At 59.4% G+C, this 22,400-nt stretch carries 14 protein-coding genes and 1 pseudogene; 7 read left to right on the forward strand and 8 right to left on the reverse strand.

What is annotated here, in order from left to right; all coding sequences use genetic code 11:
• Positions 1-87 precede the first annotated feature (87 nt).
• Positions 88-768, forward strand: coding sequence for a metal-binding protein ZinT (locus QE435_RS12680; protein ID WP_349041596.1), 681 nt, complete (start codon positions 88-90; stop codon positions 766-768).
• A gap of 157 nt (positions 769-925) precedes the next feature.
• Here QE435_RS12680 and hemA read toward each other — a convergent pair whose 3' ends face one another.
• Positions 926-2,143 (reverse strand): 5-aminolevulinate synthase, encoded by a 1,218-nt coding sequence (gene hemA, locus QE435_RS12685; protein ID WP_349041597.1) that lies wholly within the window; start codon positions 2,141-2,143, stop codon positions 926-928.
• 368 nt (positions 2,144-2,511) lie between these two features.
• On the opposite strand from hemA, the gene QE435_RS12690 reads away from it, so the two are divergent.
• The 6 genes from QE435_RS12690 (at position 2,512) to QE435_RS12715 (ending at position 13,885) form a co-directional block, all read left to right on the forward strand.
• Positions 2,512-2,763 carry a glycine zipper domain-containing protein gene (locus QE435_RS12690; RefSeq protein ID WP_306934500.1) on the forward strand — a complete coding sequence of 84 codons (252 nt, stop codon included), beginning with the start codon at positions 2,512-2,514 and terminating at the stop codon, positions 2,761-2,763.
• Positions 2,764-3,031: 268 nt separating this feature from the next.
• Positions 3,032-4,960, forward strand: a complete 1,929-nt coding sequence (locus QE435_RS12695; protein WP_349041598.1) for an autotransporter assembly complex family protein — start codon at positions 3,032-3,034, stop codon at positions 4,958-4,960.
• 201 nt (positions 4,961-5,161) lie between these two features.
• Positions 5,162-9,322, forward strand: a complete 4,161-nt coding sequence (locus QE435_RS12700; protein ID WP_349041599.1) for a translocation/assembly module TamB domain-containing protein — start codon at positions 5,162-5,164, stop codon at positions 9,320-9,322.
• 202 nt (positions 9,323-9,524) lie between these two features.
• Positions 9,525-11,309, forward strand: coding sequence for a PAS domain-containing methyl-accepting chemotaxis protein (locus tag QE435_RS12705; protein WP_349041600.1), 1,785 nt, complete (start codon positions 9,525-9,527; stop codon positions 11,307-11,309).
• Positions 11,309-11,785, forward strand: a complete 477-nt coding sequence (locus tag QE435_RS12710; protein WP_062424868.1) for a chemotaxis protein CheW — start codon at positions 11,309-11,311, stop codon at positions 11,783-11,785. Before QE435_RS12705 ends, QE435_RS12710 begins: the two co-directional genes overlap by 1 nt.
• Before the next feature lie 318 nt (positions 11,786-12,103).
• The gene (locus tag QE435_RS12715; protein WP_349041601.1) at positions 12,104-13,885 is read left to right on the forward strand and encodes a PAS domain-containing methyl-accepting chemotaxis protein; all 1,782 of its coding nucleotides are present in this window, start codon (positions 12,104-12,106) and stop codon (positions 13,883-13,885) included.
• 484 nt (positions 13,886-14,369) lie between these two features.
• Here the strand turns inward: QE435_RS12715 and QE435_RS12720 are convergent, their stop codons facing one another.
• The 7 genes and pseudogenes from QE435_RS12720 to QE435_RS12750 form a co-directional block, all read right to left on the reverse strand.
• Positions 14,370-14,780, reverse strand: a complete 411-nt coding sequence (locus QE435_RS12720) for a F0F1 ATP synthase subunit epsilon (protein WP_306934505.1) — start codon at positions 14,778-14,780, stop codon at positions 14,370-14,372.
• A gap of 86 nt (positions 14,781-14,866) precedes the next feature.
• A pseudogene (gene atpD, locus QE435_RS12725) lies at positions 14,867-16,325 on the reverse strand (F0F1 ATP synthase subunit beta).
• Positions 16,326-16,348: 23 nt separating this feature from the next.
• Positions 16,349-17,227, reverse strand: coding sequence for a F0F1 ATP synthase subunit gamma (locus tag QE435_RS12730; RefSeq protein WP_306934507.1), 879 nt, complete (start codon positions 17,225-17,227; stop codon positions 16,349-16,351).
• A gap of 27 nt (positions 17,228-17,254) precedes the next feature.
• Positions 17,255-18,784, reverse strand: coding sequence for a F0F1 ATP synthase subunit alpha (atpA, locus tag QE435_RS12735; protein ID WP_349041602.1), 1,530 nt, complete (start codon positions 18,782-18,784; stop codon positions 17,255-17,257).
• Entirely contained in the window at positions 18,784-19,350 is a 567-nt protein-coding gene (locus QE435_RS12740) for a F0F1 ATP synthase subunit delta (RefSeq protein ID WP_306934509.1), read from the reverse strand. Before QE435_RS12740 ends, atpA begins: the two co-directional genes overlap by 1 nt.
• 261 nt (positions 19,351-19,611) lie before the next feature.
• On the reverse strand, positions 19,612-19,998 hold the full coding sequence (locus QE435_RS12745; RefSeq protein WP_306934920.1) for a DUF4345 domain-containing protein: 387 nt from the start codon (positions 19,996-19,998) through the stop codon (positions 19,612-19,614).
• 84 nt (positions 19,999-20,082) lie between these two features.
• A complete protein-coding gene (locus QE435_RS12750) occupies positions 20,083-22,326 on the reverse strand; it encodes a primosomal protein N' (protein WP_349041603.1) in 2,244 nt (747 codons plus the stop codon).
• Positions 22,327-22,400: the final 74 nt, after the last annotated feature.

Below are 22,400 nucleotides of genomic sequence, written 5' to 3' on the forward strand. Positions count from 1 at the left end.
AAATTTCGATCCTGGCTTGCCACACCGAAACTTTCTCGTTATGTCGCCTCTTGTTACGTTATTACATCACAAAATTGAGGAAACACGATGAAACTCACGCAGGCCCTCGCCCTCTCCGTCAGCTCGCTGCTGCTGCTCTCCACCGCCGCGGTCGCGCAGGAGAAGTCAGCACCGTCCAAATCCGAAACGCATAATCACTCCCATGACCATTCCCATAGCCATTCGAACACCTCCAGTGACGTGTATAGGGGCTACTTCGAAGACAGCGCCGTGAAGCAGCGCGCGCTTTCCGATTGGGAAGGCGATTGGCAGTCGGTCTATCCTTATCTCGTGGATGGCACGCTTGATCCGGTCATGCAGCACAAGGCCGAGGACGGCAAGAAGAGCGCCAAGGAGTTTCGCGAGGAATATGATGTCGGCTACAAGACCGACGTCAACCGCATCACCATCAAGGGCGAGGACGTGACCTTCTATCGTGACGGCAAGGCCACCGAAGGCAAGTACGCCAGCGACGGTTATGAGATCCTGACCTACAAGAAAGGCAATCGCGGCGTTCGCTACATCTTCAAGAAGACCGGCGGCGATGCGTCCGCGCCGCAATACATCCAGTTCAGCGACCACACCATCGCGCCGCAAAAGGCTGGCCATTACCACCTCTACTGGGGCGATGACCGCGCAACGGTGCTGAAGGAACTGACCAATTGGCCGACCTACTACCCATCCTCGCTCTCGGGCAAGGACATCGTCCAGGAAATGCTTGAGCACTAAAACGTGTCGCGATCTTTCGGATTCGCTCATACGCTTTAGCTCGTGATCGCATGTCGTTATCGGAAAACCGCTGCACACTTTTGCGCGACATGCTTTAAAACGTAAAAGGGGCACAGCCTTTAAGCTGCGCCCCTTTTTCAATTCGGCCTCGTGACGATCAGGCGACGGCGCGTGCCAGCGCGCAACGGGACCAGAGCTGATGCAGCGCACCGACCAGACGTTCCAGATCCGCATCGGTATGAAGCGGCGTTGGCGTGATGCGCAGACGTTCGGTCTTGCGCGGCACGGTCGGATAGTTGATCGGCTGCACATAGACGCCATGATCGTCGAGCAGGATATCGGAAATCCATTTGCACTTGGCGGCATCGCCCACCATCACCGGAACGATATGGCTGGGGTTTGTCATGTGCGGAATGCCGCTCGCGTCCAGCATGGCGCGCAGCGTGCGCACGCGCTCCTGGTGGCGGGCGCGCTCGAAGGGGCTCGCCTTCAGGTGCTGGATCGAGGCAACGGCGCCAGCTGCGAGCGATGGCGGAAGCGCCGTGGTGAAGATGAAGCCGGACGCGAAGGAACGGACGAAATCGCACAACGCTTCCGAAGCCGCAATATAGCCGCCCATCACGCCGAAGGCCTTGCCGAGCGTGCCTTCGATGATCGTCAGACGGTCCATCAGGCCTTCGCGCTCGGCGATGCCGCCGCCGCGCGGACCATACATGCCGACCGCATGCACTTCATCGAGATAGGTCATGGCGCCGTATTTGTCGGCGAGATCGCAGATCTCTTTGATCGGCGAAATATCGCCATCCATCGAATAGACCGATTCAAACGCGATCAGCTTCGGTGCTGCCGGATCGGCGGCCTTGAGCTTGGCTTCCAGATCTTCCAGATCGTTATGCTTCCAGATCACTTTCTCGCAGCGGCCATAACGAATGCCTTCGATCATCGAGGCATGGTTCAGCGCATCCGAGAAAATGATGAGGCCGGGGATCTTCTGGCCGAGCGTGCCGAGTGTTGCCCAGTTGGAAATGTAGCCGGAGGTGAAGATCAGCGCGGACTCTTTGCCGTGCAGATCGGCAAGTTCGCGCTCGAGCTTGACGTGGTGATGGTTGGTGCCAGAGATATTCCGGGTGCCTCCCGCACCCGCGCCACAGTGATCGATAGCGGCTTTCATCGCCTCGATGACCTTGGGGTTCTGACCCATGCCGAGATAGTCGTTGGAGCACCAGACCGTGACGTCGCGCTTCTCTCCATCGGCGGTATAACGGGTCGCCTTTGGAAAATGTCCCTGTTGTCGCTCGAGATCGGCAAACACGCGGTATCGACCTTCCGAATGCAAACCATCCAGCTCGGTCTTGAAAAATGCCTCGAAGTCCATTCCATGCTCCAGAATACGTGCAATCGTTGTCGGCTCACCTCCTTGAACCGTCAACCCCCTTGGCGCTGGAATCGCTCCCATGCGTCAATTCGCCTCCACTTTTGAACTGTTCCAGAATACTTATAAGACTCTTGACGAATAACAACTTGATTCATGTCAAAGCTCCAAAAAATTTGGAACCTTTTAATCGACGCGCCGTTGAGTAGGGCACAATCGATTGGCGAGGGGGAGCGCAGCCTTAAATAGGGGCTTCCACAGTAACATTCGACTTGTTAGATATCTGCAGCGGTCGGAGGTAGCAGTCGCCGCAGACATATTGGGACGCCTACCGAGAGCCATCGAGCTCAAATGTAACGTGGAGAGAGTTCATGAAAAAGGCTGTTGTTTTTGCTGTTATGGGTCTGGCGCTTGCGAGCTGCACGCAGACCGAAAAGACCGCTGGTGGCGGCGCTGTGATCGGTGCGCTGGCTGGCGGCGCAATCACCGGTAACGTACGCGGCGCAGCCGTAGGCGGTCTCATCGGTGGTGCGACCGGTTACCTCATCGGCCGTGCGTCCGAGCCGGGTTACTGCTACTACCGCGACCAGTACGGTCAGCGTTACACGGCACGTTGCCGCTAAGGCGTGACACAATTGCATCAGAAGCCCCGGCAAAACCGGGGCTTTTTTGTTTCCACACCCATGCAGCCGTTTTTGGGGTGCCCCGTGCCTCCAATTTATGATTAAATTTAAGGAGAAGAGCAGCCCGCGCAAACTGGCTCGGCTTTTTTAAGCCGCGGGACTGCGACAGGTGGGAGGCGAAGCGTGCGAATTCTTTGGGATCGCGACACGCTTTAACGAAGGATAAACGGGCGGGAGCAATAATAAATGCTCAACCATAAAGCAGCGCATGCGAAAAAAGCGGACTGACCAACAGAAGAGTATTGCGTACTGGAGGGCAGGCACTGCATTGGCGGTGGCGGCAGCCGTTACAGTTTCTCCAGTGTTCGTGCGCGAAGCCTTCGCGCTGAAAATCTTTGGCATCCAGTTGTGGGGCTCCGACGAGGACAAAGAGAACGAGGTTCTCAATCCCGTCAAATTTACCGTCACTCTCAACACGCCAGGTGCCGATAGCAAGCTGCGCGAAAGCCTGGAAAACAGTTCTCTTCTGGTGACTGAGCCGGACAAGGCGGCGTCTGGCGATTTGGGGCTCTTGATCCGCGCCAAGGACGATCGCGACAGGTTGGTTGCCGCACTCTATGAGAATGCGCGCTATGGGGGCCTCGTCAATATCACCATTGCCGGCCAGGATATTGATTCCATCCCGCCTGTTCCGACCTTCAACACGTCAGGTCCGGTCCCCGTCGTCATCAATGTGACGCCAGGCCCGCTCTTCAAGCTCGGCACCGTTCGACTGGAAGGCGACGTGGGAGGGCGCACCGCTGCGGACTACGGTCTGGTCACGGGCGGAGACGCAGGCTCGCTTGCCATCATTCGTGCCGGCAACAAGATCATCGAGGATTTGAAGGCGGAAGGCCACCCCTTTGCAAAGCTGACCAAGCGGGAGGCCGTGGCCAATCACGCCAACGATACCGTGGATTTGACGATGGTCGCCACAGCCGGCCCCGTCGCCGATTTGGGGGATGTGGCCGTCAAGGGCGACCGGGCGGTCGATCCGGATTTCATTCGTCGCTACTCGCGCTTGAACAGCGGCGAGCCCTACTCGCCAGAAAGACTGCGCAAGGCCTCAGACCGGCTGCGCAAGCTTGGCGTCTTTTCCAGCATCACCATCAAGGAAGCCAACACCCTTGCCCCGAACGGAACATTGCCGCTGATCATCGAGGTCTCGGAAGGCAAATTCCGCTACTTTGGTGTCGGTGCGCAATATTCGACCACCGAAGGCGCCGGGCTGCAGGGCTATTGGGGCAATCGCAATCTTTTCGGCCATGCCGAATCGCTTCGCATCGAAGGCGCGGTGACCCGTCTTGGTGAGGCGTCCACCGTTCAGGACATGGACTATTCCGCGGGTATTACATTCGTCAAACCCGGGATCTTCACACCCGAGACCACCTTCACCGCAAGCCTGAAAGCCAAGACCGAGCATCCGGACAGCTACGATGCCCAGACCGTCACGGCCTATGCGGGCTTTGCCTATGATTTCAACGACTACGACACGGCCTCTGCCGGTCTCGAAGTCGAGTGGGAAAATACCGAGGATGCGTTTGGCGAAAACCAGTATCTGACGACATCCCTCCCGCTGGAATTCGTTAGGGACAAGCGCAACGACAAGCTCAATCCGACCCAGGGTTTCCGCGCCTCGATTGCGGCCACCCCCAGCTATGAAGCCTTGAACGGCACGATCTTCAGCTCGCTCGAAGGCTCGACGACCGGCTATCTCGGCCTTGGCTCAGACGATCAGGTGGTGCTGGCCGGAAAGCTTGCCGGCGGTGTGCTGGTTGGTGGCGGCTCGCTGGAAAACATTCCAACGACACGCCGCTTCTTTGCCGGTGGTGGCGGCTCGGTGCGCGGTTACAGTTACCAGGAAATCTCGCCCTATGCAGCCAATGGCGAGGCAACCGGTGGGCGCTCCTATATCGTCACCTCGCTGGAAGCACGCGTCAAGGTGACCGAGACCATCGGCATCGTTCCATTCGTTGATGCGGGCATCGTTTCCTCCGAGATCACGCCCGATTTTTCCGATATCCGCGCCGGGGCCGGCATCGGTCTTCGTTATCAGACACCCTTTGGACCCTTGCGTCTTGATGTCGCCATGCCGCTGGAGAAATATCCGAGTGGTAGCAGCTTCGGTATCTATGCCGGTATCGGACAAGCCTTCTAAAGCATGGTCCAGGCAAAAGTCCGCAGCGGTTTTGCGATAACGACATGCGATAAAACAAGGACTTAAAGCGTGTAAGCGAATCTGAAAGATCGCGACACGCTTTAACGTAAACGAAGGGATGGCCAACCAAGCCGGGCGTGGCGCTAAAGGCAAAATGCCCAAACCTGTCACGACGACCAAGCGAAGTGTATATTACCGCTCATGAACATGCTGATTCGATTGCTGAAATGGTTCGCCTACATCGCACTCGGGGCTGTTGCCCTTCTTGTGATCGTGGTCCTGTTTCTGGGTCTGAGCCCCTTTGGCGCGCGGTTCGTGGCAGACGAGGTCTCGCGCATTGCCTCCAGCAAGGATCAGACGATCACCATTTCGCCGCCCAAGGGCCTGCTGAGCGGCAGGCTGCGGTTGGATGGCGTGACGATCGCGGATCGCGACGGCCCCTATGCAAAGCTTGATGGCGTTGAACTCGACTGGTCGCCGCTCGATCTTCTGACCGGCACCTTCCACGCCGAACGGCTGACCGCCGCCAACATCACGGTCGATCGTCTTCCACTCCCCCCTTCAGAACCCGTGCAGAAGAGCTCGGGCAGCTTCACCCTTCCAGTTGACGTGGCCATCGACAATCTGTCCTTGCCGAATATCGAGCTTGGCGAGAAGCTTGCGGGACGCACCTTTTCTCTGAGCGCCTCCGGCAACGGCTATGCCACGGCCGATACGATCACGGCCTCGCTCTCGGCCTCCCGCAAGGACGAGCAACGCGCCTCGATCGACGCTGACTTCGCCTATGTTCCGGGTGAAAACGTGCTGAAGCTGAAGGCGGTTTTGAATGAACCGGAAGGCGGTCTTCTTGCCAATCTGCTTCGTCTTCCAGGCGCCCCGGCCGTCTCCATCAATCTGAATGGCGAAGGCCCGCTGTCAGACTGGTCGGGCAAGCTCGTCGGCGCGGTTGCCGGAAATCAGGTTCTGTCTCTCGATGGCCATCATAGCCTTGCAGCCGATGGCACGCGCCGTGTGACATTGCAGGGCGGAGGCCACCCGGATCGCCTTCTGCCACCGCTGATGCGCCAGCTCTTTACCGGCGAAACCAAGGTCGATCTTGCCGCATCCATTTCGCCGGAGGGACGCATCAGCGTTGAAAACGGCAATCTGGAAACCGGCGCGTTGATCCTCACCGCCTCCGGCAGTCTCGACCCTCAAGGCCAGAACGATCTCTCCGCCAATCTCATCGGAACCAATGGGCCTGTCGACGTGCGCCTGCCGCTCGGGCAAGGTCAGGTTCAGGCACGCGTCGATGGCATCGATCTCAGCCTGCGCGGCAATGCCGATGCGGCAAGGCTGAACACCGTCGTGTCGCTGCGCTCGCTCACCGCGCCACAAGGGACGCTTGAGGGTGTAAAGCTGACCGCAACCAGCGACGATCTGAATGTTGCCAACCGCACCGGAACGATCCGCACGCTGCTTGCTATCGACCATTCGGCACTGACTGCGCCCGATCTGGAGCGCGCCATCAAGGCACCCTTGAAGCTCAGCGCTCCCTTGCGCGTCTCGCCGCAATCCATCGCCTTTGAAGGGGCGACGCTGGAGAGCGCCAGCATCGGTGGCACGGCCAGCGGCTCCTACGATCTGTCAGAAGGCCGCGTCTCGTCCAATTTGCGCCTCTTCGTGCTGCCCTCCGTATTGCCTGGCGGCCTCTCGGAGAAATTCGACGGGACGATTGCGATCGACGGCTATGTGCAGAGCCTCATCGGCGGCGCGACCAGTCTCGAAAACCTCGTGGTGAAATCGAGCACGCTGGAAGCCAATGGCGACGTGACACTCGACAACGGCACGATCGGCGCAAAGCTCTCCGGTCGCCTGCCATCCCTGCAAAAGCTCTCGCCACAAGCTCTGGGGTCTCTCGACTTCTCGCTGCAGGCTAACGGCCCTATCAATGCGGCGGATTTCACCGCCGATCTCTCGGCGGATCGAGCGACACTGGCTGGGCGAGCGCTGCAATCGCTGAAGGTTTCCGCCAGCGGCAAGGCGGATTTTGCTGCCCCGCAAGCCAGATTCCAGGCGACGGGCACGCTCGACAACCAGCCGATCGACGCATCCGCCGCCTTGGTGCAAACCGGTGAAGGCACGGCCATTCCAGAGCTGAACGTCAAGGTCGGCTCTAATGTCATGACCGGCAAGCTGCAACTGACGCCGCAGTTTCTGCCATCCGGCGACCTCTCCTTCGATTTCCCCGATATCTCGCTGCTCGCAGCGCTTGCGGCCCAACAGGCAAGCGGCGACCTGAAGGGCGATATCGCGATCAGCAATGCCAATGGCAAGATCGCCGCGACGATCCGTGCCAGCGGCAACAGCATCCGCCAAGCCACCACGACGATTGCCGGATTGGCAGCCGATCTGAAGGTGGACGATCTTGCCGCACTCGCCATCAATGGCAATGTGAAGGCGGACAAGATCGATGCCGGTGCCGCTGCCCTATCCGGCATTGCCCTGAATATCGACCACGCATCGAACGCCACCACCTTCGACCTCAACGGCCGCTATGACAACGCGCCGCTGGTGCTGAAAGGGCGCGCCGACACCGGTGCCTCGCCGATGACCGTCTCCGTGGATAGCTTCTCCGCGACACCGCGCGGGATCCCGGTCCGGCTTGCCGCACCCACCACGATCGCTATCGAAAACGGTGTGGCCCGTATCGCAGGCCTGACCATCCAGACAGGCAACGGCCGGGTCGAGGTCAACGGCACCGCTGGCTCCACGCTCGATCTCAACGTCGCCATCCGCTCGCTGCCAGCCAACCTCGCCAATGCCTTTTCGCCGGGGCTCGATGCAGGGGGCACCATTTCCGGCACGGTCGCTGCCAAGGGTGCAGCTGCCGATCCTGCTGTCGACTACGATCTGACATGGTCGGACGCGGCTGTGGCGCAGACGCGCGCCGCAGGTCTTGGCCCCTTGGGCATCAAGGCGAATGGACGCTATGCTGGCCAGACGCTGCGGCTCGATACCAATCTGAGTGCAGGCGGCGGTCTTGCACTATCCGGTGGCGGCACGCTTGGCCTTGCCGGCAACCGGCCGCTGGCCATGAGCTTCAAGGGCAATGTTCCTTTTGCAGCGCTTGCGGCGCAGACGTCCGCTCAGGGCTTCGTCGTCAACGGCTCCGCAGCTGTCGATATCCGCATTGAAGGTACGGCAACCGCGCCCTCTGTGACAGGCACCATCACCACCGACGGCGCCCGCGTGACCGATGTCCGGCGCAATCTGACCGTCAACAATATTGCCGCGACGATCAGCTTCAACCGCGATGTCGCTACCATTTCACGGCTGACCGGCGCCATGTCAGGAGGCGGAACGCTCTCGGGCTCCGGCACCATCGGCATCAATCCTGGCGCCGGTTTCCCAGCCGATCTCAGCCTCACACTGAACCGCGCCACTTACGTGGACGGTACGCTCTTCACCACCCAGGCCAGCGGTACGGTGACGTTGAAAGGACCGGTCCTGACCTCGCCCATGCTTTCCGGAACGATCACACTGGACAAGAGCGCGGTCACAATTCCCGAACGGCTGCCCGCTTCGCTGGCGGAAATCGACATCAAGCACAAGAACGCCCCGCCCGCGGTCCGACGCCAGGATGCGGAACTGCGCGCAGACCAGGGTGGTGACGGCACCTCCTCGACCATCGGCCTCGATCTCCAGATCAACGCGCCGAGCGGCATCTTCGTACGCGGGCGCGGTGTCGATGCCGAATTGAACGGCAATCTGACCGTTCGCGGCACGGCGGCGAACCCGCAGGTCTCAGGTGGCTTCACCATGCGCCGCGGCCGGTTGGAGATTCTGACCCGCCGGCTTGATTTCACCAACGGCGATATCACCTTCGGTGGCGGTCTGATCCCTGTTCTCAATATGTCTGCCGATTCCACCGTTGGCTCCAATACCGTGACGGTGACCGTCAGCGGCAACGCCAACGATCCGGCCTTCGCCTTCAGTTCCTCTCCGGCACTTCCGCAGGACGAGATCATGGCGCAGCTGATCTTCGGCCAGTCCATGTCGAAGCTCTCTCCGCTGCAGATCGCACGCCTGGCAGACGCGGCAAGCCAGCTGGCCGGCGGGCGCTCCACCTCGCTGTTCGACAGCCTGCGCAGCAATCTCGGCATCGACGATCTCGATATTTCCACCGACTCCGAAGGACGCGCACGCGTCTCCGCCGGAAAATACATCAATGAAAGAACCTATCTCGAACTGGAGCAGAGTGGCGATTCCGGCGCAAAGGCCATTATCAATCTCGACGTCGGACGCGGTGTGAAGCTGCGCGGAGAGGCCGGCGCCAGCGGCGAAGGCGCCGCCGGTATTTTTTATGAAAAGGAATACTGATCAACTTATGCGTGAACAACCAGATTTATGGGGTTACGTTAAGGAAATAGTCAAACTTCTTACAATTCAGAGATTTTTAAAGATGCTGGGCTAAAACAACTGTTGTTGCCCTGAACCATCCGCATGCCGCGCCTAAGGCTCTTGTTCCGCCGCAACGCAATACTGGTGTGACCTTACGGTTGAACCGTGACGGAGTTATTGAATGCTCTTCCTTCCTGGAACACAGGCAAAGGCAATTCTCGCTGCTTTAGGCCGTTCTCTAGCCATTATCGAATTTGATACGTCCGGCAATATTCTTTCCGCGAATGAAAATTTCTGCGGTGCGATGGGATACACAGCCAACCAGGTCATTGGCAAACACCACAGCATGTTCTGCGAACCTTCCTACGCGAACACCGATGATTATAAGCAGTTCTGGACAAACCTCGCGGCCGGTCGTTTTGACAAGCGTCAATATAAGCGCATCGCCAAGGACGGACGGGAAGTCTGGATCGAGGCCTCCTACAACCCGGTCATGATCGGCAATCGCGTCAAGAGCGTCGTTAAGCTCGCAACCGTCATCACGGAGGCGAAGCGGAAGGCCGCAGAAGACTCCGGCAAGCTGGACGCTATTTCGCGTGTGCAGGCTGTCATCGAGTTCACACCCACCGGCGACATCATTTCGGCCAACCAGAACTTTCTCAACGCGTTGGGCTATACGCTCGAGGAAATCCGCGGGAGACATCATCGCATGTTCTGCGAAGACAAAGTCCACCGCGATCCATCCTATGATGAGTTCTGGAAAAAGCTGGCGGGCGGTGAATTCACCACGGCCGAATATAAGCGCATGACCAAGACCGGGAAACCGATCTGGATTCAGGCCTCCTATAATCCAATCTTCGATGAAAACGGCAAAGTCTTCAAGATCGTCAAATTTGCCACCGACGTAACCGATCGCGTTGTGGCTGTGGACGGTCTTGCCGCAAGTCTCACGGCACTGTCGAATGGCGACCTGACCGGCACGATCTCCGTACCGTTCACCCCCACATTGGAAAAAGTCCGCCACGATCTCAATGCCTCGCTGGAAAAGCTTCAATCGGCCATGCGCGATGTGGCGAAAAGCACGAGCGGCATTACCATGGGTGCGCGTGAAATCAGCGAAGCCACCGACAACCTGGCGCGGCGCACCGAACAGCAGGCTGCGGCACTTGAACAAACCTCTGCGGCATTGCACGAGATCACCCGCACCGTTGCCCAAAACGCAAACCGTGCGGAAGAATCCGGTCGTCTGGTTGCCAACACCAAGGCCGATGCGGAGCAGTCCGGCCTCATCGTCGGCAAGGCGATCGAAGCCATGGGTCGCATCTCTCAATCCTCCAATGAGATCGGCAACATCATCGGCGTCATCGACGACATTGCCTTCCAGACCAACCTGCTTGCCCTGAACGCCGGTGTCGAAGCGGCACGCGCCGGTGAAGCTGGCAAGGGCTTTGCGGTTGTCGCGCAGGAGGTGCGTGAACTGGCGCAACGCTCGGCCAATGCGGCAAAAGAGATCAAGACGCTGATCAACACCTCTGCCAACCAGGTGAAGGAAGGCGTCGATCTCGTTGGCGAGACGGGCAAGGCACTGAGCAAGATCGTCGGCCAGGTGGCAGAGATCGACACCAATGTCGCGGCGATTGTCGAGACAGCGCATGACCAGGCCAACGGCGTCAGGGAAATCAGCCACGCGGTTGAAGCCATGGACACCAATACCCAGCAAAATGCCGCCATGGTGGAGCAGACGACCTCCTCCAGCCATGGACTCGAGCATGAAGCGCACGTCCTGTACGAACTTCTCGCGCAATTTAGATTTGGGAAACATTCTTCTGTTACGAATCAACCAGTGAAGCTCGAACAAAGAGCGCCGGTGGCGCGCGCTCCGGAGAGGAAGCCGAAGCCCGCGGTTCACGCGACGTCAGGTTCTCTCGCTCTGGCTCCGATACAAAAGGATTGGGAAGAATTCTGATGGCAATGATCAACTCGACAAACTTCGGCGGCGAAACCCTCGAAATCATAGCATTTCGTCTTCACGATCAGGAATTCTGCGTCAAGACCACCACGATTCGCGAAATCCGCGGCTGGGCACCGTCGACGCCCATTCCGCATGCTCCGCCGGATGTCATCGGTGTCATGAACCTGCGCGGTTCGGTCATTCCGATCATCGATCTTGCTTACAAGCTTGGCATGACGAGCACCGTTGCCAATGAGCGCAGTGCCATCGTCGTTGCCGAAGTGCACAATATGGTCATCGGCATGCTGGTTGATCGCGTCTCCGACATCCTGACGATCCCGGCAAGCCAGGTTCAGCCGGTTCCGGAAGTCTCCGCCTCCTTCGACAAGTCCTTCTCCGAAGGCATCATCGCCAACGAACATGGCATGATCTGCTTCCTGAACCTCGCCAAGATGTTCAAGGGAACCGATATGGACGAACTGGCCGCCTGATCGGCGCCTTCCCTCAAGACCAGTCATCGAAGCCGTGCGGACACCTCCGCGCGGCTTTTTGCTTTTCTCTGGCGGTCCTGCTGTATCGGATGCCACAAGAATCCCGCTCCGGTCTGGAGAGGTAACGCTGCGATGCAATGTAGTATTCCGTACACAGCATTATTGCGATTACACTAAGAAAGAAACCATTAATATTAAGATGCTCTAATAAATGGATACAAGCGCACAATCGATCTGGCCGAGGCGCAAGTAACGGGCTTCAGTGTGCTCAGATATCGGGAGCACCGCCACAACATTTCGGCTGGCCTGGAGGGGAAAATGTTTTGGCTGGCAAAAAGCGCTGACAAGACCAACGTTCTGAGAGCATTCTCCACATCGCAAGCAGTGATCGAGTTCGATCTGCGCGGTACTATCCTGGAAGCAAACGCCAATTTCTGCGAAGCACTCGGCTATGAGCTGACCGAGATTGTCGGAAAGCATCACCGGATTTTTTGCGATCAGGATTATGCCAGCTCGGCAGACTACCAGGACTTCTGGAGCGCATTGGCGACAGGGTCGTTTAGGGCCGGTGAATTCAAGCGGCTGCGAAAGGACGGGCGCGAAATCTGGATCGAGGCGTCTTACAATCCCGTCTTCCGCGGCAACAAACCCTATAAGGTGGTGAAGATCGCCAGCGACATCACCGAAAAGAAGCTGAAGGCAAAGGAGGACAACAGCAAGCTGGAAGCGATCTCCCGCTCTCAGGCGGTTATCGAGTTCACGCCAGCAGGCGATATCATCACTGCCAACGAGAATTTCTGTCATACGCTCGGCTACGGCCTGCAAGATATCCAAGGGCGTCATCACCGGATGTTCTGCGAGCCGGCCTATGCAGCGTCGGACGCCTACCGCGATTTCTGGCGACGGCTGGCCTCCGGCGAATTCATTTCCGACGAGTTCGTCCGATTTGGCAAGGACGGCAAGGAGGTCTGGATCCAGGCGGCCTATAACCCCATCCTCGACGACAGCGGCGCGGTGGTGAAGGTGGTGAAATTTGCGACCGACGTGACACCGCGCATGAGCGCGATCTCGACGCTTGGACTGGCGCTGCGTGCGCTTGCGGAAGGCAATCTGCGCCAGCGCCTCGACACGCCCTTCGTGCCCAGCATGGAGAAGCTTCGCAGCGACTTTAACGAGGTGATCGAAAAGCTGCGCCTGACGATGCAGACCGTGGCGCAGAACGCGGAGATCATCGCCTCCGGCTCGGCAGAGATACGCGTCGCCGCAGACCAGCTCGCACAGCGCACGGAGCAGCAGGCCGCCTCCCTGGAGCAGAGTGCCGCAGCCCTTGAAGAAATCACCACCACGGGTGCGGACGCCAGCCGGAGAGCCGATGAGGCGGGCCATCTGGTCAGCGAGACCAAGGCCAATGCCGAGCGCTCCGGTGAGATCGTTCACCGCGCCATCGCCGCCATGGACGCCATTTCCCATTCGGCTGGCGAGATCACCAACATCATCACCGTCATCGACAGCATCGCCTTCCAGACAAACCTTCTGGCGTTGAATGCTGGCGTGGAGGCGGCACGCGCTGGCGAGTCCGGCAAGGGCTTTGCCGTCGTCGCCCAAGAGGTCCGCGATCTGGCCCAGCGCTCCGCCGCAGCCGCCAAGGAGATCAGGCAACTGATCAATGCGTCCGGCGCGCATGTCGCACGCGGGGTCGGGCTAGTGGGCGAAACGGGCGAAGCCTTGAAGCACATTGCGTCCCAGGTCGAGAGGATCGACACCAATGTGTCGGCCATCGTCGAAGCCGCACGCGAACAGGCGACGGGCCTCAGCGAGATCAACAATGCCGTCAACCTCATGGACCAGGCCACTCAAAAGAACGCCGCCATGGTGGAAGAGACGACGGCAGCCAGCCACGGATTGGCGCGGGAAGCCGAAACGCTCCGCCAGCTGCTGACACAGTTTGACGTCGGCTTTGCCAACGCCCCATCGCCTGCCCCTTCGCCAGTCACCTCTCTATCCACTCGGGAGGGGGTCACACCGCAAAGGCAAATGCCTGCACGACGCTTCCGATCGGCAGCGCCAGCCACTGTTGCGGCAGAGTGGACCGAGTTTTAAGGTCTGCCTCCTTCATGAGTGAGGTGTCGCGGTCGGCCCAGCGGCCTCAAGTTGAGATACGCCAGGCATTTAGAGAGCGGCTCTAACCGCCCGGTGGCGCCGTCCTTGCCGAGCTGAACTCATCCCTATTCCTCAAGACATCAGGGCGCGAGCAGCCTCACCGCAACACACACGCTCATCCGCCGTAGTGCCCACTCCCGTTCCTGTGCCGTCGCAGGGAGACGGTGAGAGAGGACTAGCCTTAGACATCATCATCTCTCGCCGCGATCGCCGTTAGCCTGGCTTCTGCCAATGGTACGGATGCGCGGTCGTACGAGCCACTGGAGCGTGCTCATCACGCAAAGGCGCAGCATGAAGCGACCGCCAAGCCCAACATGCGTGTCGTCCCCGTGACGCTGCATAAAAACAAAAAAAGCGGCCACTTGGACCGCTCTTTTCTCATTTCCTATGTGGACGGTTGCTCGCGCGATCCCGCCCGGTCCTTTCAAGCGGCGACGAGAACCTCGTGCAGGTTCGTCAGCTCGTAAAGGTGCTTTTCCAGCTTCGTCAGGTGATCGTGGTGGTGGTTGCCTTCCTCGATCTCCGAACGGGCAGCGGCGATGCGCTTCTGCAGATCATCCGGGCTCATGTCGTCAGCCGAAATGGCCGATTCAGCGAGCAGCGTGCAGCCGGTCGGCAGAATGTCGGCAAAGCCGCCGAACACCACATATTTGTGCGTTTCGCCAGAGGCCGTCTTCACCGTGACGATGCCGGGCTTGATCGTCGTCATGACCGGTGCGTGGTTCGCCAGAACCGTCATTTCGCCGTCCGTCGCCGGAATCACGACTTCGCTGACCGTTTCGGAGACCAGCAAACGCTCGGGAGAAACAAGTTCGAATTTGAAAGTGTCGGCCATGGCTATTCACTTCTTCTGATTGCGCGACAGACGATGTCGCGGAGGGAAACGGCGCGCGGCGAAAACCGCGCACCAGTTCAATCACATCAAACGGCTTCGCCAGCCAGCTTCTTTGCCTTCTCGATGGCTTCGTCCATGGAGCCGACCATGTAGAATGCCGCTTCCGGCAGGTGATCGTACTCGCCGTTGACGAGACCCTTGAAGCCCTTGATCGTGTCTTCGAGAGCAACGAGCTTGCCCGGAGAACCGGTGAAGACTTCGGCAACGAAGAACGGCTGGGACAGGAAGCGCTCGATCTTACGGGCGCGGGCAACCGACAGCTTATCTTCTTCGGACAGTTCATCCATGCCGAGGATGGCGATGATGTCCTGAAGAGCCTTGTAGCGCTGCAGGGTCGACTGAACCTTACGAGCCACTTCGTAGTGCTCTTCGCCAACGATCAGCGGGTCGAGCATGCGCGAGGTGGAGTCGAGCGGGTCAACAGCCGGGTAGATACCCTTTTCGGCGATCGAACGCGACAGAACCGTCGTTGCGTCCAAGTGGGCGAACGAGGTGGCAGGTGCCGGGTCGGTCAAGTCGTCGGCGGGAACGTAAATAGCCTGGACCGAGGTGATCGAACCCTTGGTCGTGGTGGTGATGCGTTCCTGCATCTGGCCCATGTCCGTCGCGAGCGTCGGCTGATAACCAACAGCAGACGGGATACGACCGAGCAGAGCGGACACTTCCGAGCCAGCCTGGGTGAAGCGGAAGATGTTGTCCACGAAGAACAGAACGTCCTGGCCTTCGTCGCGGAAGTTTTCAGCGATCGTCAGACCGGTCAGAGCAACGCGGGCACGCGCGCCTGGCGGCTCGTTCATCTGGCCGTAAACGAGAGCAGCCTTGGAGCCTTCGCCGCCGCCGTGCTTGTTCACGCCGGACTCGATCATTTCGTGGTAAAGGTCGTTACCTTCACGGGTACGCTCACCGACGCCCGCGAAGACGGAGTAACCGCCATGCGCCTTGGCGACGTTGTTGATGAGTTCCATGATCAGAACCGTCTTGCCAACGCCAGCGCCGCCGAACAGGCCGATCTTGCCGCCCTTTGCGTAAGGCGCGAGCAGGTCGACGACCTTGATGCCGGTGACGAGGATCTGTGCTTCCGTCGACTGGTCGACGTAGGACGGCGCTTCCTGGTGGATGGCACGCTTGGTTGCCGTGTTCAGCGGACCGGCTTCGTCGACCGGCTCACCGATAACGTTCATGATACGGCCGAGCGTCTCAAGACCGACCGGAACCGAGATCGGCGCGCCGGTGTTGGCGACCGGCTGGCCGCGAACGAGGGCCTTCGGTGGAGTCCATCGCGATGGTACGAACGACGCTTTCGCCGAGGTGCTGCGCAACTTCGAGAACAAGGCGGTTGCCGTTGTTGTCGGTTTCAAGCGCGTTCAGGATCGCCGGCAGTTCGCCTTCGAACGCAACGTCCACAACAGCGCCGATAACCTGCGTAACCTTGCCGGTAGCGCCCTCGGTCGCTGCGGTCTTAATGGGGGTAGCTGCCTGAGCCATTATCCTTACCCTCTTTCCTTACCTCAGAGCGCTTCCGCGCCCGAAATGATTTCGATGAGTTCCTTGGTGATCTGAGCCTGACGCTGGCGGTTGTAGGACAGCGTCAACTTGTGGATCATTTCACCGGCATTGCGGGTTGCGTTGTCCATCGCGCTCATCTTGGCGCCCATTTCACCAGCAACGTTCTCCAGCAATGCGCGGAAAACCTGGACGGAAATGTTGCGCGGAATGAGATCTTCCAGAATGGAGGCTGCATCCGGCTCGTATTCATAGATCGCCGTGTTGGCGGTCGCTGCCTGTTCGGCGGCTGGAACAGCAGCCGGGATCAACTGAAGGCCCGTCGGGATCTGGCTGATCACGGACTTGAATTCCGAGTAGATCAGCGTGCAGACATCGAACTCGCCAGCGTTGAAACGGGCAATGATGTTCTTGGCGATCAGATCGGCATTGGCAAAACCCACCCGCTTCACGTCGCGCAGTTCAATGCGCTCGATGATGTTGGAGGCGAATTCGCGACGAAGGCTATCGTAGCCCTTCTTGCCGACCGTGATGATCTTGACCGTCTTTCCCTGCGCCATCAGTTTGCGGGCCTGATCGCGGGCAAAGCGGGAAATCTGTGAGTTGAAACCGCCGCACAGACCGCGCTCCGCCGTGCAGACGACGAGCAGATGCACATCGTCCTTGCCGGTTCCGGTCATCAGCGCCGGAGCGACATCGGCTTCCACCGCCTGAGCGATGTTGGCCAGCACGGCGCTCATGCGCTGCGAATATGGGCGGGCGGCCTCCGCAGCTTCCTGGGCGCGCCGAAGCTTCGCCGCGGCGACCATTTTCATCGCCTTGGTTATCTTCTGCGTCGCCTTTACGGAGGCAATGCGGTTTTTCAGATCCTTTAGTGAAGGCATCCGTTATCCGTCCCAGTCAGAGCCTAATCAGGAGAAAGACTTGGCGAAGTTATCGAGAGCAGCCTTGAGCTTGCCCTTGGTATCGTCGCTGATAGCCTTTTCCGTGCGGATGGTGTCGAGGATCGCCTTGCCTTCGGAACGAAGGTAGGACAGCAGACCCTGTTCGAACTTGCCGACCTGGTTGACCGCGACCTTGTCGAGGTAGCCATTGACGCCAGCGAAGATCACCGCAACCTGCTCTTCCGTCTTGAGCGGAGAGAACTGCGGCTGCTTCAGAAGTTCGGTCAGGCGCGCACCACGGTTCAGCAGGCGCTGCGTGGAGGCATCGAGGTCCGAACCGAACTGGGCAAATGCTGCCATTTCGCGATACTGGGCAAGCTCACCCTTGATCGAACCGGCAACCTGCTTCATGGCCTTGATCTGAGCGGCAGAACCAACGCGCGAAACCGACAGACCGACGTTAACAGCCGGACGGATACCCTGATAGAACAGGTCGGTTTCAAGGAAGATCTGGCCGTCGGTGATCGAGATCACGTTGGTCGGAATAAAGGCGGAAACGTCGTTGCCCTGGGTTTCGATGACCGGCAGAGCCGTCAGCGAGCCAGCACCCATTTCGTCGCTCATCTTGGCAGCGCGCTCGAGAAGACGCGAGTGCAGATAGAAAACGTCGCCAGGGTAAGCTTCGCGGCCCGGAGGACGACGCAGAAGAAGCGACATCTGACGGTAGGCGACAGCCTGCTTGGACAGGTCGTCATAGCCGATCAGGGCGTGCTTGCCGTTGTCACGGAAATATTCGCCCATGGCGCAGCCGGCAAACGGTGCCAGGAACTGCATCGGAGCAGCGTCCGAAGCGGTAGCAGCGATGACGATGGAGTACTGAAGAGCGCCACGCTCTTCCAGAACCTTCACGAACTGAGCGACGGTCGAACGCTTCTGGCCGACAGCGACGTAGACGCAGTACAGCTTGTCATTGTCCGGGCCGTTGTCGTGGATCGGCTTCTGGTTCAGGAACGTGTCGAGAATGATGGCGGTCTTGCCGGTCTGGCGGTCGCCAATGACGAGCTCGCGCTGGCCGCGGCCAACCGGGATCAGAGCGTCGACGGCCTTGAGGCCGGTCGACATCGGCTCATGAACCGACTTGCGCGGGATGATGCCAGGAGCCTTGACGTCGACGCGGCGGCGTTCCGTCGCATTGATCGGGCCCTTGCCGTCGATCGGGTTGCCGAGGGCGTCGACGACGCGGCCAAGCAGCTCAGGACCGACAGGAACGTCAACGATCGCGCCGGTGCGCTTGACGATATCGCCTTCCTTGATGTCACGGTCGGAACCGAAAATAACGACACCGACATTGTCGGCTTCAAGGTTCAGCGCCATGCCGCGAATGCCGCCGGGGAACTCGACCATTTCACCAGCCTGAACATTGTCGAGGCCGTAAACGCGAGCAATACCGTCACCAACGGACAGAACCTGGCCGACTTCGGAGACTTCCGCCTCGTTGCCGAAATTTTTGATTTGATCTTTCAGAATTGCGGAAATTTCCGCGGCGCGGATATCCATCAGCCAACCTCTTTCAGTGCAAGCTTAAGGGTGGAAAGTTTGGTGCGAAGAGACGTATCGATCTGGCGTGAACCGACCTTGACGATGAGACCGCCGAGGATGGAGGGATCGACCGTAAGAGCGATCGTCACATCCTTGCCGGTCACACTCTTCAGCGCCGCTTTCAGTTCAGTTTCCTGCGCTTCGTCGAGCGCATGCGCCGAAGTAACTTCGGCAACAATTTCGCCGCGGTGGGCAGCAGCAATAGTATGATAGGAGGCAATCATGCCGGGAACGGCAAACAGGCGGCGGTTATTGGCCACAACCTTGAGGAAATTGGCAGCAAGACCGGAAATGCCAGCCTTCTCGGCGATGGCCGAAATGGCCCTCGACTGATCTTCCGCAGAGAAGACCGGGCTCGCAACCAGACGCTTCAAGTCGTCGCTTTCATCGAGCAAGGCCTGAAACCTGTCGAGATCGGCGCTGACTGCCTCAACAACACCCGCTTCCAAGGCAAGCTCGAAAAGCGAAGACGCATACCTTTCCGCTACACCGGATGTTCCATGGGAGGTATCTGCCACGGGCAATTTTTCCCTGCTATTCATCCAAGAAAACGCAGCCGAGAGATCGGCTTCGTCAAATTCTTGAATTCGTTTCAATTTCCCCGAAAAAGGCTGGAATTCCCCCCTGCCTTATCTCGATTTCGCGGTCCGTCTAGCATAGGAAGCCGGGACTCGCAACACGCGTAATAGCGGAAACCTTCTTTTGGGCAAGGGGTAATGCCGTTTAATTTTCCCAATGACGCGGTTGTGACGCTGATACCGGGAAGAAATGCTTTGAACCCTGCGTTAAACCAGCCCAAACACATACATCAGCGGAAGAGCAGCCAGGGCGGCATGCACAACCAGAAGTAATGAATTGCGGATCGTTGCGCCTCCGTCCGACAGGATGGAAAGCAGCGCGCCGAACGAGGCGAGCGCAAAGGCAGCGCCGAAGGCCAAGTAGACCATCGGCTGCGCAAGAAGCAGCGCAGACGCACCGAGACCGAGATAGAAGCCGGCAAGGCAGGAGCGGATCAACACCAGCCCATCACGCCGTTCGCCCGCCACCTGCAGGCCGAAGAGGCGAAAAGTGATCATCGGTGCAAACATCACCACAAGGCCGATCAGCGACGACAGAACCGCTGCGAAAAAAGCCAGCTGCTCACCCGGTTCCGTCGGAAAGTAAAACTCCATCATTCCGCCCCCAAATTGCGAATCCCTTGGCCGCCTTATGCCACGGCAGGAACGATGCCGAAAGATGGTTGCGTCCAAACCCCGCTACAGGAAGCTCTGCGGATCGATATCCGTCTGCACATGGATGGAGCCCCGCTCCTTCGGGCCACTGGCGATCATTGCCCGCAGGAAAGACTGCATGTCGGAATTGCGCTTGCCATGCACGAGAAGCCGGAAGCGATGCCGCCCGCGGATAAGCGCCAGCGGCGCTTCCGCAGGTCCCAGCAGCATGATGCCGGGCGCTTGCGGTGCAGACGCACGAAGCGCACGCGCATGGGTTTCCGCTTCTGCCCGGCTATCGGCGGACACGATGATGGAGGCCAAGCGTCCGAAGGGCGGCAGCAGCGCCTTTTCGCGCTCGATGATTTCGCGCTCGTAGAAGGCTTCCGCGTCACCTGAAACGATCGCCTGCATCACCGGATGCTGAGGCTGATAGGTTTGCAGCAGGCCATGGCTCTTGCGACCGGTTCGCCCTGCACGGCCTGTGACCTGAGACAGAAGCTGGAAGGTGCGCTCCGCCGCTCGCGGATCGCCATTCGCCAGTCCAAGATCGGCATCGACAATCCCGACCAGTGTCATCAGCGGGAAATTGTGGCCCTTGGCGACAAGCTGCGTGCCGATGACGATATCCGCCTCGCCCTTGACGATGGCTTCGAGCTCCAGCCGCAGGCGCTTTACGCCCATCAGGTCGGAGGAAAGCACGATGGTGCGGGCCTCGGGAAAATGCTTCTCGACCTCTTCGGCGATGCGCTCCACGCCAGGACCGCAGGCGGCCAGATGATCGAAGGTGCCGCATTCCGGGCAATGATCCGGCGTCGGCTCGCTATAGCCGCATTGATGGCACTGGAGCTGGCTGCGGAAACGGTGCTCCACCAGCCAGCTTGAGCATTGCGGGCACTGGAAGCGATGGCCGCAGACCCTGCACAGCGTCAGGGGCGCATAGCCGCGTCGATTGAGAAAGAGCAGCGCCTGCTCGCCCTTCTCGATGGTCTTGGCAATGCCGCGCAGCAGCACAGGAGAGAGGAAGCCGCCACGTTCCGGCGGGTGGCGGCGCATATCGACCAGATGCAGATCCGGCATCGCCGCATCGCCAAAGCGCGTATGCAGGTGAATGGTGTTGTAGCGGCCGGAATTGCCGTTGACCTGGCTTTCCACCGAAGGCGTGGCCGAAACCAGCACGATCGGAAAATCGCCGATGCGAGCCCGCACCACCGCCATATCGCGCGCATTATAGAAGACGCGATCTTCCTGCTTGTAGGCCGGATCATGCTCTTCATCGACGATGATGAGACCGAGATTGTCGAAGGGCAGAAAGAGTGCCGAACGCGCGCCCGCCACGACGCGGACCTCACCCGTCACCGCTTGGCGCCAGACCCGTTCGCGCATGCGCGGAGAGATATCAGAATGCCACTCCGCCGGGCGTGAGCCGAAGCGGTCCTGAAACCGGTCGAGAAAGGCGGCGGTCAGAGCGATTTCCGGCAGCAGGATCAACACCTGCTTGCCCTGCCGCAAGGTCTCTGCCACCGCCTCGAAATAGACCTCCGTCTTTCCCGAGCCCGTGACGCCATCGATCAGCGAGACGGCAAAGCCAGCCTTGCGCACATCCTCCAGAATTTCGGATGCCGCCTGCTTTTGCGGCCCTTCCAGTCGTGACGGCGCATAGTCCGGGTCAGGCTCCGCCACTACGGGAGGCGCTGGCAGAAACACGGTCTCAAACACGCCCTGCTTGGCAAGACCCTCGACCACGCTGGTGGAAACACCCGCGGCATGGGCAAGTCCACTGCGCGTCCAGCCATGGCCTTCACCGGCAAGCTCGATCACGCGCTCGCGTGCGGGGGTGAGCCGTTCCGGCCGGGCTTCGGTCAGCCTCAGTCCTTCGACCATCGGTTCGGGATCGAAAGCGGCAGGCGCACGCAGCGCCATCTTCGCCACCAGTCCGGGCGGCGAGAGCGTATAGGATGCCACCCAGTCAATGAACCGGCGCATCTCTTCGCGAAGCGGCGGGCAGTCGAATGTCTTGGTGATCGGGCGAAGCTTCTTCGGATCGACGGCAGGGCCATCATTCTTGTCCCACACGACGCCAATGACCTGCCTCGGACCAAGCGGCACCTGCACGATGGAGCCGGGCTCCACCACCATATCGTCCGGCACGCCATAGCTATAGGGACCGGGCGCCGGCATCGGCACTAGAACGGGAACGGCGACAGCAGGCCCAGCGTCACCCGGTTTCATGCTGCCGGATGCGGGGCCAAACAGAGCGCCAAAAAGATCGGTCGAATCGTCTGCCATGGTTGCGGCGACATTGTCCTTTAGGAAACGAAAAGGGAACCTCTATAGCATCGTCGCGAAAATCGGAACGGTTC

It is taken from the genome of Agrobacterium sp. SORGH_AS 787, assembly GCF_030819035.1.
Taxonomy (GTDB): domain Bacteria; phylum Pseudomonadota; class Alphaproteobacteria; order Rhizobiales; family Rhizobiaceae; genus Agrobacterium; species Agrobacterium larrymoorei_B.

What these genes read in the sequence shown, in the direction of transcription:
- atpA (WP_349041602.1), bottom strand. Translation starts at nt 18,784, where the DNA reads ATGGATATCCGCGCCGCGGAAATTTCCGCAATTCTGAAAGATCAAATC.
- QE435_RS12705 (WP_349041600.1), top strand. Translation starts at nt 9,525, where the DNA reads ATGCTCTTCCTTCCTGGAACACAGGCAAAGGCAATTCTCGCTGCTTTA.
- hemA (WP_349041597.1), bottom strand. Translation starts at nt 2,143, where the DNA reads ATGGACTTCGAGGCATTTTTCAAGACCGAGCTGGATGGTTTGCATTCG.
- QE435_RS12715 (WP_349041601.1), top strand. Translation starts at nt 12,104, where the DNA reads ATGTTTTGGCTGGCAAAAAGCGCTGACAAGACCAACGTTCTGAGAGCA.
- QE435_RS12745 (WP_306934920.1), bottom strand. Translation starts at nt 19,998, where the DNA reads ATGGAGTTTTACTTTCCGACGGAACCGGGTGAGCAGCTGGCTTTTTTC.
- QE435_RS12700 (WP_349041599.1), top strand. Translation starts at nt 5,162, where the DNA reads ATGAACATGCTGATTCGATTGCTGAAATGGTTCGCCTACATCGCACTC.
- QE435_RS12680 (WP_349041596.1), top strand. Translation starts at nt 88, where the DNA reads ATGAAACTCACGCAGGCCCTCGCCCTCTCCGTCAGCTCGCTGCTGCTG.
- QE435_RS12720 (WP_306934505.1), bottom strand. Translation starts at nt 14,780, where the DNA reads ATGGCCGACACTTTCAAATTCGAACTTGTTTCTCCCGAGCGTTTGCTG.
- QE435_RS12750 (WP_349041603.1), bottom strand. Translation starts at nt 22,326, where the DNA reads ATGGCAGACGATTCGACCGATCTTTTTGGCGCTCTGTTTGGCCCCGCA.
- QE435_RS12730 (WP_306934507.1), bottom strand. Translation starts at nt 17,227, where the DNA reads ATGCCTTCACTAAAGGATCTGAAAAACCGCATTGCCTCCGTAAAGGCG.
- QE435_RS12710 (WP_062424868.1), top strand. Translation starts at nt 11,309, where the DNA reads ATGGCAATGATCAACTCGACAAACTTCGGCGGCGAAACCCTCGAAATC.
- QE435_RS12695 (WP_349041598.1), top strand. Translation starts at nt 3,032, where the DNA reads ATGCGAAAAAAGCGGACTGACCAACAGAAGAGTATTGCGTACTGGAGG.
- QE435_RS12690 (WP_306934500.1), top strand. Translation starts at nt 2,512, where the DNA reads ATGAAAAAGGCTGTTGTTTTTGCTGTTATGGGTCTGGCGCTTGCGAGC.